Below are 14,006 nucleotides of genomic sequence, written 5' to 3' on the forward strand. Positions count from 1 at the left end.
GTGACCGAGATCGATTTGGAAAGCCGGTGAGACGCCCGCTTTCGAGTCGGTCCATGTGAGGTGATTGCGATGGCATACGAGGCACTGTTCAAGCCGATACAGATCGGCAAGTTGACCATTCGCAATCGCGTGGTCAGTACCGCACACGCCGAGGTCTACGCCACCGACGGCGGCATGACCACCGAGCGTTATGTCAGGTACTACGAAGAGAAGTCGAAGGGCGGCGTGGGGCTCGCCATCTGCGGCGGCTCCTCGCCGGTTTCCATCGACAGCCCCCAGCAGTGGTGGAGTTCGGTCAATGTCTCCACCGACCGCATCATTCCCCACTTTCAGAATCTTGCCGATGCCGTTCACAAGCACGGCGGCAAGATCATGATCCAGATCACCCACATGGGCCGGCGTTCGCGCTGGGACGGCCACCACTGGTCGACGCTGCTGTCGCCTTCCGGCATCCGCGAGCCCGTCCACCGCGCCACCTGCAAGACCATCGAGGAAGAGGAGATCTGGCGCATCATTGGCGATTTCGCCCAGGGCGCGCGTCGGGTGAAAGAGGGCGGGTTGGACGGCTGCGAGCTCTCCGCCGTCCACCAGCATCTGATCGATCAGTTCTGGAGCCCGCGCGTCAACAAGCGCACCGATCAGTGGGGCGGCAACTTCGAGAACCGCATGCGCTTCGGCATGGAAGTGCTCAAGGCGGTGCGCGCCGAGGTCGGCGAGGATTTCTGCGTCGGCATGCGAATCTGCGGCGACGAGTTCCACCCGGACGGCCTCTCCCAGGACGACATGAAGCAGATCGCCGCCTACTACGACGCCACCGGCATGGTCGATTTCTTCGGCGTCGTCGGTTCCGGCTGCGACACTCACGACACGCTGGCCAACGTGATCCCCAACATGTCCTACCCGCCGGAGCCGTTCCTGCATCTGGCGGCGGGGATCAAGGAAGTGGTCTCGGTGCCGGTGATCCACGCCCAGAACATCAAGGACCCGACCCAGGCCGAACGCGTGCTCGAAGGCGGCTATGTCGATCTGGTCGGCATGACCCGCGCCCATATCGCCGACCCGCACCTGATCGCCAAGGTCAAGGCCGGCAATGTCGATCAGATTCGTCAGTGCGTCGGCGCCAACTACTGCATCGATCGCCAGTACCAGGGGCTCGATGTGCTCTGCATCCAGAATGCGGCCACCTCGCGGGAGTATATGGGGCTGCCGCACGTCATCGAGAAGACCTCCGGGCAGCGGCGCCACGTCGTCGTGGTCGGCGGCGGCCCCGGCGGCATGGAAGCGGCACGGGTCGCTGCCGAACGGGGCCACGACGTCACGCTGTTCGAGGCCGAACCGCAACTGGGCGGGCAGATCACGCTGGCGGCGAAGGCCCCGCAGCGCGACCAGATCGCCGGGATCACCCGCTGGTACGAAATGGAGCTTTCGCGCCTCGGCGTCGACATTAGGTTGGAAGCCCGTGCCGACGACGCGATGATTCGCGATCGGCAGCCGGACGTGGTGGTGCTCGCCAACGGCGGCCATCCGTTCCTGGAGCAAGTCCCCGAATGGGGCGCGGAGGAAGGGCTGGTAGTCAGCAGCTGGGACATCCTTTCAGGGAAGATCGAGCCGGGCAAGAACGTGCTGATCTTCGACACTATGTGTGAATTCAGCGGCATGTCGACGGCGGATTACTGTGCCAGCCAGGGCGCCACGGTGGAGATCGTCACCGACGACACCAAGCCCGGCGTGGCGATCGGCGGCACCACCTTCCCGACCTACTACCGCAGCCTCTACCAGAACGCCGTGGTGATGACCGGCGACCTGGCTTTGCAAAAGGTCTACCGCGAAGGCGACAAGCTGGTGGCGCTGCTGGAGAACGAATACACCGGCGAGTTTGAAGAGCGGGTGGTCGATCAGGTGATCGTCGAAAACGGCGTGCGCCCGGACGAATCGCTCTACTACGCGCTCAAGGAGCGTTCGCGCAATCGCGGCCAGATCGATCTCAAGGCGCTCTACGCGATCAAGCCGCAGCCGACGCTTTCCGAAAGTGGCGAGTTCGCGCTGTTCCGGCTGGGAGACTGCGTGGCGCCGAGGAATACGCATGCGGCGATCTATGATGCGTTGCGATTATTGAAAGATCTGTGAGCCACGAGCCACGAGCCACGAGCCACGAGCCACGAGCCACGAGCCACGAGCCACGAGCCACGAGCGGAAGAGCTGTAAGCCATAAGCTTTAAGCTGTAAGAAAAATCAAAAACCAAAACTGTTTGATCTGGCAGGTGGAAGCGGTTGTTTGCCTGGCTTACGGCTTACGGCTTACGGCTTACGGCTTACGGCTTACGGCTTACGGCTTACGGCTTACGGCTTACGGCTTACGGCTTACGGCTTACGGCTTACGGCTTACGGCTTACGGCTTACGGCTTACGGCTTCTGTATGAGGCGGCCAAACGAGGAGCAGAACATGTTGCAGACGCTACTCCCCATTCTGATCTTCGCGGCGCTGATCGTGGGTGCTATCGGTGCGGCGCGTCGCATCCGCCTGTGGCGCCAGGGCCAGCGCACGCCGGTGGGCTGGGCTCGCATTCTGCGGATGCCGAAGCGTTATCTGGTCGATCTTCACCATGTCGTCGCCCGGGACAAGGCGATGGCACATACCCACGTGGCGACCGCCGGGGGCTTCGTGGCGGCGATGGCGTTGGCGATCGTCGTCCACGGCCTCGGCTGGCGCAATCCGCTTCTCGGTGGCCTGCTGCTGGCGGCAAGCGCGGTGATGTTCGTGGGCGCGCTGGCGGTCAATCGCCGTCGTATCCATCCGCCGGCCAGGCCGTTCCCCGAAAAGCTTTCGAAAGGCCCGTGGCAGCGGCTCTCCAGGAGTCTGCTCGCCTATTCGGTGGGGATGTTCCTGGTCAGCCTGCCGCTGGTGGGTATCGGTCCTGTCGTTTTCGGTGGTGGCGTACTGGCGATCGTCCTGATCGCGCTCGTCGCCTGGGGCGTGCTGGAACTGGTCGTCGGCATGGGCTGGGGCGGGCCGATGAAGCACGCCCTCGCCGGCTCGCTGCACCTGGCTTTTCACCGACGTCCGGAACGTTTCGACGATCGGCAGGCCCATGCCGGATCGACTAACACGCATGACGCTCATCGCGGCAGCCGATCGACGGCGCTGTTCCCGCTCGATCTGACCGCGCCGAAGCTGGGCGTGGAAAAGCCGGCGGATTTCCAGTGGAATCAGCTGCTGGGCTTCGATGCCTGCGTGCAGTGCGGCCGTTGTCAGGCGGTATGTCCGGCATTCGCGGCGGGGCAGCCGCTCAATCCCAAGAAGCTGATCCAGGACATGGTCGTCGGTATGGCCGGCGGCTCCGATACGGGCTATGCCGGCGCCGGCTATCCCGGCATCGAGATAGGTAGACACCAGGGGGCGCCGGAACAGGCCATCGTGCCTCAGCTTGTCGAGGCAGAAACGCTGTGGGCCTGTACGACGTGTCGCGCCTGCGTCGAGGAGTGCCCGATGCTGATCGAGCACGTCGATGCCATCGTCGACATGCGCCGTTTTCTCACGCTGGAAAAGGGCGAGACGCCGGAAAAGGGCGCGGTGGCGATCGACAACCTGATCGCCACCGACAACCCCGGCGGGCTGGACAACGCCTCGCGCCTCGACTGGGCGGCGGATCTGGAATTGCCCCGCATTCAGACTCGGCCCGAGGGCGTCGACGTGCTGCTGTGGCTGGGCGATGGCGCTTTCGACATGCGCAATCAGCGCACGCTGCGCGCGCTGGTCCAGATCCTGCGTGCTGGCGGCGTCGATTTCGCCGTGCTCGGCGACGATGAACGGGATAGCGGCGATGTCGCCCGACGGCTTGGCGACGAGGCGACCTTCCAGCGTCTCGCCGAGCGCAATATCGCCACGCTCTCGCGCTACCGCTTCCAGCGCATCGTGACGGTGGACCCGCACAGCTTTCATGTGCTGGGCCGCGAATATCCCGATTTCGGCGGCAAATATCGGGTGCTGCACCACTCCACCTTCATCGCCGAGCTGTTCGACGCCGGTCGTCTGACGATCAGGCCGGCCGAGCGCAAGGAGACGGTGACCTATCACGACCCCTGCTATCTGGGGCGCTACAACGGCGAATTCGCTGCGCCGCGACGGATACTCGAGGCACTCGGCATCGAGATCGCCGAGATGGAACGCTCCGGATTCCGCTCGCGCTGCTGCGGCGGCGGTGGCGGGGCGGCGCTTTCCGACGTGCCCGCCGATCTCCCAGGTCGCGCGCGCATCCCCGATATGCGCATGGAGGACGCGCGCGCCACGGGGGCCACCACGGTCGCCGTCGCCTGCCCGCAATGCACCGCGATGCTGGAAGGCGTGGTCGAGCCGCGGCCGCAAATCAAGGATCTGGCCGAGCTGGTGGCCGATGCGCTGGTAACGCCGGCATCGGCCGAGCCCGAAGCGAGTGTCGCTGTCTCGAGCCCGAGTCGCGAGGAGGAACCGGCATGAACGTCAGACGCATCGACCCCTACGCCGAACGGATCCGGCGCAATCGGCTCCACCCGCGCCATCAGGAGTTCGTGCCTCCGGCTTGGCGCTGGACCGGCCCCAACGGGGTGATACGGATCGACCCGCATGCGATCGGCGCCGTTGGCCCCAACGGTATCAGGCGGATCGATCGCAGCGGCGCCGTCGTCGAGGCGCAGCCGCTGGCATCGTCGCCAATCGAGAGCGGGCCTTCGCGCCGCATGGTGGTGATCGACGATCCGGCCGGCTTCGTCATGGTGGTGCCGGAGTGCCCGGAAGGGCGACTGAGCGATCACGATCGGGATCTGTTCGGTCTGGCCAGGCAGTTGGCCGATGGACAGCCGCTCGCTGTCACGGCGGTCACGTTCCAGGGCGCGGGGGCGGGGCTGGAAGAGGCCGGCGCCGACCGCTGGATCGACCTGTCGGCGTGCGTCGAGGGCGATTGTTACGATCCGGAATCGCGTCTCGCGGCGCTGGTGAGCGTGGAAGCGGCCATGTCGCCACGGCATTGGCTGTTCGCGGATAGCTTCCCCGGTGGCGGCGATCTTGGCCGACGTCTGGCGGCGCGGCTTTCTCGCTTTTCCAGCCATGGCGCCAGCGCGCGAGCGGCGACGCGGGTGTGGCAGGTCGCCGAGGGTCTTGGCCTGTCGCGGGCGGGAGATCGGCAGGATATTCAGCGCGAACTCCCGCGTATTTTGCTGGCCCTGCCCGAGTGCGCCGAGCCGGTCAGCGAGACGCGGCACGAGGCGCGGCTAGTGTCGATCGACGCGGTCGGCTCCATGCCCTCGGCCATGACCGCGGTCGGAGTCGTCGATCTCGGCCGGGTCGCGGTAGATCCGCAGCAGATTCCGCTGGCCCAGGCACCGTTCATTCTCTCCGCCGGGCGCGGTGTCGGCGATTGGGCGGGTTTCCATCACGCCGCCGAGGTGCTGGGGGCCAGCGAGGGCGCCTCGCGGGTGGCCGTCGACGACGGCAACATGCCCCGCGCCCGGCAGGTCGGGGCGACGGGAACGTTCGTCTTCGCCAGTTGCTACATCGCGGTGGGGATCTCCGGCGCGGTGCAGCATCTTCAGGGCATCGCCAAATGCCAGCGGGTCATCGCGATCAACCGCGACCCGGGTTGCGATATGGTCAAGCGTGCCGATCTGGCGCTCATTGCCGATGGCGATGCCGTGCTGGCGGCCGTGTGCGAACGGTTGGGCCAGCCGCGTGCCGCCGAGCCGTCCGAAGCTGTGTCAGAGGCCGGGTCCGGGGCCTTGTCGAAAGAGGAGCGCTATCATGACGCCGCCTGATGCTGCCGCATGCCCGGTCGTGGCGCTGGTCTCCAGCGGACGTCATCCGGTTTCCGGGCGGCCGGGACGCGCCCGGGAGGATGCGCGAGCCGTCGAGATGGGGTTGACGCTGGCCGGGGCGCGCCTGCAACTCGTCCATGCAGGCAACGCCGAGGAGCCTGCGCTGCGCGACTATCTGGGTATGTATCATGGGCTGGACGATGCTGCGGCCCAGGGAGAGCTGGCGCTGTTGCCGATGACACCCGCCGACGATGCCGTGCCGTTGCTGGCGACATGGCTGGCGGACAGCGGCTGTCGACTGGTGCTTGCCGGGCAGCGCGCCGAATGTGGCGAGGGCTCCGGGCTGCTGCCCTATCTGCTCGCCGAACGGCTGGGCTGGACGATCGTGTCCGGCGCCGCCACGATCGAGCGGGTCGACGTGGATCGCGTCACTCTGCTGCAGGTGCTGCCGCAGGGGCAGCGCCGCCGGCTGGAGGTGCCGCTGCCTTGCCTGATCACCGTCGATGCCCTGGCACCGTCACCGCGCCAGAGCGCTTTCGGCCCGGCAAGACGGGGCCGCATTCACGTGGTCGACGGGCTGACCGCCGAAGAGGATTCGGCCAGCGGCGAATGGCGATGGCAGCCGGCACGGGCCCGCCCCAAGCGGCTCAAGGTCGTCAAGTCCGGCAATGCGCGGGATCGCTTCCGGGCCGCGGCGGCCAAATCATCGGCGGCTGGTGGCCAGGTGCTGACCGATCTGACCCCCGAACAGGCGGCCGATAGGCTAATTGCCTATCTGCGCGAAGAGAAGATACTAAGTGAAGAGAAGATGCCAAGCGAAGAGAAGATACTGAGCGATGAGATGCCGTGATCGAGCAGCTTCGGCATTCTCGACGAGGACAGCTGGCCAGTGGACGACATGATCGGTCCTTCGCCAGCGCGAGAGGTAAACCAACGACCGAACGGGAGACGAGACATGATGATCGTCGATCTTATCGATGGGGAAGATTTTCGTCAGCGGCTGACTTCGCTGGGCGTGCGTATCCCCGAAGAGGCGTGCCCCGAGACCTGTGCCCGGCTGGCGGCGGGTTGCCATCGTGCCAAGGGTGTCGAGGGGCTGGAACCGGCCATTCGCGACCTGATGCAGCATACCGACGTGATGTTGCCGTCGGTCCGGGAAGCGATAGAGCGCCATCTCTTGCCCGCATTCAACGGTGCCTGATCATCCGGCAACGTCAAAGTCTTCGCAATCCCCACATGAAGTAGACGCCGCCGATCAGCGCGGCGATCAGTCCCGCCGGCAGTTGATAGGGGAAGAACAGATTCCTGCCCAGCCAGTCGGCGGTCACCATCACCAGCATCCCCAGTAGCCCGGCACCGAGCAGTTGGTGGCGGGCGCCATGGAATCCCATCAGGCGTGCCATGTGCGGGGCCATGAGCCCGATGAACGAGAGCGGGCCGATCACCAGCGTCGCCGCGACCGTCAGCAGGGCCACCAGCGCGAGCAACACCAGGCGGCTCCGGTCCACGTCCATGCCCAGCGCCTTGGCGGTGGGGGCACCCAGCGGCAGCAACGTAAGCCAGCGCTGCAACGGCAGCGCCAGCGCGAACAGCATGATCGCGATGACCACGATCCAGGCGCTGGAGGTGAGGCTGGCGTAGTAGGTCGAGCCGCCGAGCCAGGAGAGCAGCTGCTGCGCACGCGGATCTTCACTGGCCAGCACGATGGCGCGCATCGCATCCAGCAGCGACGAAATGGCGATGCCGGTCAACAGCAGCCGCTCCGGCGCAAAGCCACTGCGGCGGTTGCAGACGATCAGTACCAGCAGCGCAACGGTGGCTCCGCTGAAGCCCATCACGGAGCCGCTCAGTGGGGCGATACCCAGAGGCAGCAGCATCAGCGCGATGACGCCGATCGCCACGCCGGCGCTGATGCCCAGGACTTCCGGGCTGGCCATGGGGTTGCCGGTCATCCGCTGCAGCAGCGTGCCGGCGACGGCCAGCATCAGCCCGGCCGCGGCGGCGGTGGCGACACGGGGCAATCGCCAGTCGACGATCAGCACCAGGTCGTCGATACCGGCCAGGCTGGGATATTTCGAGTGGCTGTCGAGCATGAAGCCGACGACGAGGGCCAGCGCACAGGCGACGAGCGTCATCGCGCCCAGCACCCACAGGCGATGGTGAGGATGCGCAAGGCGCGGCAGCATCAGGCCCGTGCTGGGAGTAGGCCGGGATCCGCCGACTTTGAGTCGTGGCAGAAGCCAGAGCAGCAGCGGAGCGCCAAGGGCCGCGGTCATGGCGCCTGTCGGCAGCAGGGAGGCGGTGAACGGCGCGAGCTGCTGCACGGCGAGATCCGTCACGGCGAGCAGGAGAGCGCCCAGTATCATCGACCAGACGAGTCGCTGGGGGAGCGTGCGGGCGCCGGACAGGCGCGCGATGGCCGGCGAGGCCAGGCCGATGAAGCCGATCAGCCCGATTGCGCTGACCACGCAGGCCGTGATGAAGATACCCAGCCCCAGGCCGGCGAAGCGTAGCTTGCGTAGCGAGATGCCCAGGCTCCGGGCGCCATCCTCTTCCAGATCGAGCAGCGACAGCGGGCGCAGCAGCAGAAGTGCCAGCACCACCACGATACACAGGCGCAGAAGCAAGAACTGCGTGTCGTGCCAGCTGTCCTGAGCGAGCGCGCCCGCCCCCCAGATGAACAGCCCCGACAGGCTCTCCTGGTGGAAAAGCAGCAGCGCACTGTTGATGGCGCTGAAGTAGAGGCTGACCACCATGCCGGACAGCACCACCACCATCGGCGCCAGCCGTCGCTTCCAGGAGAGCGCGAAGACCAGCAGTGTTGCGGCGATGCCGCCCAATAGCGCGAGCCACTCTCGTCCGGCCAGCATCCAGCTCGGCGCCCATAGCGTGGCGATGACCAGCGCCAACTGCGCACCGCTGGTGACCCCCAGGGTTGCCGGGGAAGCCAGCGGGTTGCGCAGCACCTGCTGCATCAGGCAGCCCGCCAGCGCCAGGGCGGCGCCGCCCAGCAGCGCGACCAGCAGTCTCGGGGCGAAGGTGTAGTGCATCACGATCTGCCGGATCTGGTCATCATCCGGTGAGACGATCGCCTGCCACCAGTGTCCCGAGAGGTCGGCAAACTGAGTCTGCAAGGTGGCGGCCCCCAGGCACACTGCCAACAGCAACAGGGCCAGGGCGAACCAGGCCGGCGAGCGGGCGCGAAGCGTCATGGCGCGCCTTCCTCTGTTGCGGCGGGCGGGATCCTGTCGCTGACCGTGACCAGCGAGCGGGCAAGCCGCTGCAGGGAGATCAATCCGCCGTAGGGCCAGATGGGCTCGATGAAGCTCACGCGACCTTCACGCACCGCCGGCAGATGCTGCCAGATCCGATTGTCTTTCAGTGCCTCGCCGACACCGCGCGGATACGGTTCGATGACGATGATCCTCGCATCGGGTCGCTCGGCCAGGCGATCGATCGGGATGCTGGCATAACCCCAGGCATTGGTGGGGCCCGTCCAGGCGTTGGTCAGATCGGTGCGGGAAAAGAGCGTGCCTACCATGTTGCCGTGGCCGAAGACACGCACGTGCTGCGCGTCGCTGAACTGGACGACATAGAGCGGCGTTTCTGAGCCCTGCAATGCCCGGGTTGCGTCTTTCAGCACCTGCTCGGTTTCGGCGATCAGCGCCTCCGCCTGCGGCTCGCGGTCGGTCAGCTGCGCGACCCTGCGGGTCATGGCCAGAGTCGCGTCGTAGAACGGCGCGTCGGTATAGAAGTTGTCGATCATCTTGACCGGCATCAGCCGTTCGAGACGGGCATTGTCCCGGGAGAACAGCGCGCTGGTCAGCAGCAGATCGGGCGGATCCTGGGCCAGCAGTTCGAGATTGGGCTCGTTGCGCAGGCCGATATCCAGCGTCGAATCAGGGATCGGGGGCGCCTGGACCCAGGCGTTGTAATTGGGGATATCGGAAACCGCATAGGGTACGACGCCAAGCGCAATCAGCGTTTCCGCGACCGTCCAGTTGGCGGCGGCGATCCGCAATGGCGGCGAACCGGCGCTCGCTGGCGTGCTCGCAAGCGCGGTAGCCAACCCCAGCAGCACGGTCATGGCGAGTGCAAGGAGAGCAGGGATAGGACGGGCACGCGACAAGATGACGGGTTCCTGGCAACGGGAAACGATGACGCAGACGCCCGTTGACTCGAGGGCGCTGGAAGCGGCGTTGGGCGGTGATGGTAGATCGAATGACAATCGTTATCAATCGAGGAGAGGCGACGCAAGTAAATTGCCGATACACATAGTAATGATTGTTATTTACAATGATATTCGAGAATAATCGCCGGTCGGACGTCGCCGGCTTCCACCACGTCATGAACGGGCACTCGATCCGATGAAATCAGGGAACACCTTTGCCGCCGTCGGCGGTTCGTTGCTGTTGATCTACGCCGGAAATGCTCTCGCGCAGGAGTCGACAGTCAACAACGATACGGTGGTCGTTACCGGGACGGCGCTCAAGGTCGATACGCCGCTGCTGGAAACGCCACGCGCGACCTCCGTCGTCAGCGACTCGGAACTGGAGAAACGATCGGTCAACAGATACGACCAGGTGCTGCGTTACCGTTCCGGTGCACTGTCGTCGCCCTACGGTAACGATGCCAAGGCGGACTGGTTCTTCTTCCGAGGGTTCTCGGGTGAGGATTCGACCTATCAGGATGGCTTGCGTCTGTTCCGCGAGGCTGGCTACCTGTGGTGGAAGACCGAGCCGTTCGGCCTCGAACGGGTCGATTTCCTGAAGGGGCCGGCCTCGATTCTCTACGGTGAGGCGCCTCCCGGTGGCATTATCAACGCCGTCAGCAAGCGGCCGACCGAAGAGACACAAGGGTTGTTCGAGATCCAGGGCGGTAACAAGGGCCACCGTCAGGTCGGTATCGATACGTCCGGCCCGGTCACCGACAGCGGCGATGTGCGCTACCGGGTCGTAGGTCTGTTTCGCGATCAGGATGGGGAACTCGATGGCACCGATAACGAGCGGGTCTATTTCGCTCCCAGCCTGGCAGTGGATCTCTCCGACGATACCACGCTGACGCTGCTGGCCAGCTATCAGCGCGATCATGGCACGCCGGCCAACGTCTTCTATCTGCCTTACGGGTCCGCCAACGACACACCCTTTGGCAAGGTGGATCGGGATACGGATCTCGGCGACAACGACAACGATCGACTCGAGCATGAGCAGATCGCGGTTGGCTATGAGCTCGAGCACACCTTCAACGATACCTGGGAATTCCAGCAGAACGCGCGTCTTGCCTCTCTGGATATCTTTCTGCGTACGGCCTACCCATCCTATATGACGTCGGATGGTCGCAATGCGGTACGTGGCCTGACCTATCGCGACGGTAGCTACGACGCCCTTACCATCGATAACCGCATGATCGGTAGCTGGTACACGGATAACACCGAGAACACGTTGTTGGTGGGCTTGGATTATCAGCATCTGGACGCCGACTATCTCAGTCGCGACAACTTCGCCTACGACACCATCGATATCTTCGACCCTCACAATAGCGGTGTCGGTGAACCCGGCGATCCGACCTACTACGATCAGGGCAAGGAGCAGATCGGCGTCTATGTGCAGGATCAGTTGCGCCTCTACGATCGCTGGATTCTGCTCGCTGGCGCACGGCACGATAGCGTCGACGTGACCAACAAGCAGGACGGCGGCGAAGACCAGAGTTATGACGATACCCAGATGTCCTACACCGGCGGGGTCATGTATCTGGGCGACTACGGACTGTCGCCATATCTAAGCTACAGCGAGTCATTCACGCCCAATATCGGCAATGACCTGAACGGTGATGCCTACCAGCCTAGCGAGGGTAAACAGTGGGAGCTAGGGCTCAAGTACGCGCCCAATTGGCTGGACGGTTATGTCACTGCGGCCGTGTTCGATCTCAAGGAGAGCGACACGCTCTATCCCAGTGGAGGGGCTTCCAGCAACCAGGGCGGGGAACGTCACTCGCGCGGTTTCGAACTGGAGGGCGTGGGCTACGTCACCGACAATCTTCAGGTTACTGCGGCCTATACTTATACCGATGTGACGTTGGATGTCAGCGATACCCAGAAAGAGCTTCGTGCCGGACTGATTCCGCGCCATCAGGCATCGCTATGGCTGGATTACGACTTTGCACAGGGTGCGTTGAAGGGGGTGGATCTGGGTGCCGGGGTGCGCTATGTCGGCACCAGCGTGGACTCGCCTCAATACAGCGACACGAAAGTGGCGGCCTACACGCTGTATGACGCGATGGCGAGCTACGATATCGATTCCCACTGGACCGCTCAGGTCAACGTGACCAATCTGACGGATGAAGATTATGTCAGCGGCTGTGACTACTGGTGCTACTACGGTGAGTCCCGCAGCGTTATCGGCAGTCTGAAATATCGTTGGTAATACAGTTTCCGCACCGAACGAGAGCCCGGCCCAACGCCGGCTTTGTCGCCAATCTCAGGCGCCCCGGACGGGGCGCCTTTTTCATTGAGAAGCTCGTTAGCGAGTTCGTCGGTGAATCCTGGACTGGACGAGATAGAACTATTGCGAAGCGACCTGCAAGTGGCTCGATGTCTCGATGCCGAGATTGGCCCTCAACGTTTCGCTGTACCAGTCGATGAAGTCGATCACGCCGAATTCGTAGGTCTTCGAATAAGGTCCCGGCTGATACGCCAGCGAATTGATGCCGAGCTGGTTTTCCTCGGCAAGACGCCGGTCCTGGTCGTTGGTGGCATCCCAGACCTGGCGCAGGCGCTCGGGGTCATAGTCGACCCCTTCGACGGCATCCTTGTGAACCAGCCATTTGGTGGTGACCAGCGTCTCCTGCGGGCCCAGCGGCAACACGCGGAACACCACGGCGTGATCGCCCATGAAATGATTCCATGAATTTGGCAGATGCAGGATGCGCAGCGAACCCATGTCCGCGTCGGGAATACGCCCCATCAGCTTGTTGCAGCCGGGCTTGCCGTCCAGGGTCATCGAGACGACGCCGTCGATCAATGGCGTGCGGGTGAGGCGGTTGCGCTTGCCGAATCGCGCCAGTTGCCACGGCACCTCGCAGGCGGTCCAGTCGGCCTGCTTGCGGGCGACCAGGTCGTGATACTCGCCGGTGGAGCGGGGGTCGTCGGTATCGTCGAATTCGAGCAGCGAGTTGAGCAGTTCCGGGTGGGCGCCATTGCAGTGGTAACACTCGCGATTGTTCTCGATCACCAGTTTCCAGTTGGCGCGCTCGACGATGTTCGATTCCACCGCGACCTTGACGTTATCCATCTCGTAGGGCGACAGGTAGTGCTCGAGCGAGACGAGAAAATCGTCGATCGGTTCCGGGTCGTCGCTCAGGTTGATGAACACGAATCCGCCCGCGCTCTTCACCGCTACCGGCTTGAGACCATAGGCGCTCATGTCGAAATCGGTGCCCATGTCGCTGCCGGCGAACAGCAGCCGGCCGTCGAGTTCGTAGGTCCACTGATGGTAGGGGCAGACCAGCTTGGCGACCTTGCCCTTGTCCTTGAGACACAATCGAGATCCGCGGTGACGACAGACATTGTGGAAAGCGTGGATGCGATTCTCGGCGCTGCGCACCACGAGGACGGAGTTGCTGCCGATCTCCACCTTGAAGAAGTTGCCCTTGGCGGGGATCTCGCAGCTCATGCCGGCGAACAGCCACTGTTTCTCGAACACGTTCTGCATGTCCAGTTCGAACAGGCGCGGATCGTTGTAGAACGGCTGCGGCAGCGAGAAGGTAGGGTCACGCTGGTCCAGCATGTCGGCCACGGCCTGACGGGTACTGGCGAGAGAATCCTCCAGGCTATCGCGTGGAAGTGGTGACATGGTCGCATCCTCATCAATGACTGGTGTGGGCCGCTTCCGCGTGTCGCGGCGGGAGCGGCATGGGAGATAGGTGGTGGCGGCGATGATCCATCCTTTGGGCGGAGTGTCGCTCAGGTGCCGGCCATGAAATTGTCCACCCGCGACATTCCTCGATGTCAGGCCGACCGGCGGAGATAAATGTTCCCGATATCACGCTGAGGAAATCGGTACGCCAGGTAGGCGTTTGACGGCAGTGTGGGGTTGGTTGGCATGCCTGTGTCGCTGATGGACAAGTCGGCCGACCTCGGCGTGCGCAGAATCCGCTCATGAGGGTAATTCACCGGAAGCGGCGGTGCGGGCCGATGTCGTCTCGCCAGCGCCATCTTCCTCCGA

9 protein-coding genes are annotated in these 14,006 nt (G+C 64.1%); 6 read left to right on the forward strand and 3 right to left on the reverse strand.

The features are described from left to right. The first annotated feature begins 69 nt into the window (after positions 1-69). From dgcA to ACWHY3_RS06040, 5 genes are all read left to right on the forward strand, one after another. Positions 70-2,127, forward strand: a complete 2,058-nt coding sequence (gene dgcA, locus ACWHY3_RS06020; protein ID WP_448127835.1) for a dimethylglycine demethylation protein DgcA — start codon at positions 70-72, stop codon at positions 2,125-2,127. A gap of 316 nt (positions 2,128-2,443) precedes the next feature. Beyond that, positions 2,444-4,474 (forward strand): (Fe-S)-binding protein, encoded by a 2,031-nt coding sequence (locus tag ACWHY3_RS06025; protein ID WP_448127836.1) that lies wholly within the window; start codon positions 2,444-2,446, stop codon positions 4,472-4,474. Continuing rightward, on the forward strand, positions 4,471-5,784 hold the full coding sequence (locus ACWHY3_RS06030) for an electron transfer flavoprotein subunit alpha/FixB family protein (protein WP_448127837.1): 1,314 nt from the start codon (positions 4,471-4,473) through the stop codon (positions 5,782-5,784). Before ACWHY3_RS06025 ends, ACWHY3_RS06030 begins: the two co-directional genes overlap by 4 nt. Further along, positions 5,771-6,634: an electron transfer flavoprotein subunit beta gene (locus ACWHY3_RS06035; protein WP_448127838.1), complete on the forward strand. Its 864-nt coding sequence runs from the start codon at positions 5,771-5,773 to the stop codon at positions 6,632-6,634. Before ACWHY3_RS06030 ends, ACWHY3_RS06035 begins: the two co-directional genes overlap by 14 nt. 105 nt (positions 6,635-6,739) lie before the next feature. Beyond that, a complete protein-coding gene (locus ACWHY3_RS06040; protein ID WP_087718076.1) occupies positions 6,740-6,985 on the forward strand; it encodes a hypothetical protein in 246 nt (81 codons plus the stop codon). Between the two features lie 13 nt (positions 6,986-6,998). Here the strand turns inward: ACWHY3_RS06040 and fhuB are convergent, their stop codons facing one another. Further along, positions 6,999-8,996, reverse strand: a complete 1,998-nt coding sequence (gene fhuB / locus ACWHY3_RS06045) for a Fe(3+)-hydroxamate ABC transporter permease FhuB (RefSeq protein WP_087718075.1) — start codon at positions 8,994-8,996, stop codon at positions 6,999-7,001. Next, positions 8,993-9,913: an ABC transporter substrate-binding protein gene (locus ACWHY3_RS06050; RefSeq protein WP_448127839.1), complete on the reverse strand. Its 921-nt coding sequence runs from the start codon at positions 9,911-9,913 to the stop codon at positions 8,993-8,995. Before ACWHY3_RS06050 ends, fhuB begins: the two co-directional genes overlap by 4 nt. 238 nt (positions 9,914-10,151) lie before the next feature. Here ACWHY3_RS06050 and ACWHY3_RS06055 point away from each other — a divergent pair, with 238 nt between their 5' ends. Continuing rightward, the gene (locus ACWHY3_RS06055) at positions 10,152-12,206 is read left to right on the forward strand and encodes a TonB-dependent siderophore receptor (protein ID WP_448127840.1); all 2,055 of its coding nucleotides are present in this window, start codon (positions 10,152-10,154) and stop codon (positions 12,204-12,206) included. Between the two features lie 138 nt (positions 12,207-12,344). Here the strand turns inward: ACWHY3_RS06055 and ACWHY3_RS06060 are convergent, their stop codons facing one another. Beyond that, positions 12,345-13,634: an aromatic ring-hydroxylating oxygenase subunit alpha gene (locus ACWHY3_RS06060; protein ID WP_087718072.1), complete on the reverse strand. Its 1,290-nt coding sequence runs from the start codon at positions 13,632-13,634 to the stop codon at positions 12,345-12,347. Between the last annotated feature and the right edge of the window lie 372 nt (positions 13,635-14,006).

It is taken from the genome of Salinicola sp. NYA28a, from assembly GCF_976982775.1.

Excerpts from the sequence above, each read along its gene's own strand:
- ACWHY3_RS06030 (WP_448127837.1), top strand. The coding sequence starts at position 4,471 with ATGAACGTCAGACGCATCGACCCCTACGCCGAACGGATCCGGCGCAAT.
- ACWHY3_RS06035 (WP_448127838.1), top strand. The coding sequence starts at position 5,771 with ATGACGCCGCCTGATGCTGCCGCATGCCCGGTCGTGGCGCTGGTCTCC.
- ACWHY3_RS06025 (WP_448127836.1), top strand. The coding sequence starts at position 2,444 with ATGTTGCAGACGCTACTCCCCATTCTGATCTTCGCGGCGCTGATCGTG.
- dgcA (WP_448127835.1), top strand. The coding sequence starts at position 70 with ATGGCATACGAGGCACTGTTCAAGCCGATACAGATCGGCAAGTTGACC.
- ACWHY3_RS06060 (WP_087718072.1), bottom strand. The coding sequence starts at position 13,634 with ATGTCACCACTTCCACGCGATAGCCTGGAGGATTCTCTCGCCAGTACC.
- ACWHY3_RS06055 (WP_448127840.1), top strand. The coding sequence starts at position 10,152 with ATGAAATCAGGGAACACCTTTGCCGCCGTCGGCGGTTCGTTGCTGTTG.
- ACWHY3_RS06040 (WP_087718076.1), top strand. The coding sequence starts at position 6,740 with ATGATGATCGTCGATCTTATCGATGGGGAAGATTTTCGTCAGCGGCTG.
- fhuB (WP_087718075.1), bottom strand. The coding sequence starts at position 8,996 with ATGACGCTTCGCGCCCGCTCGCCGGCCTGGTTCGCCCTGGCCCTGTTG.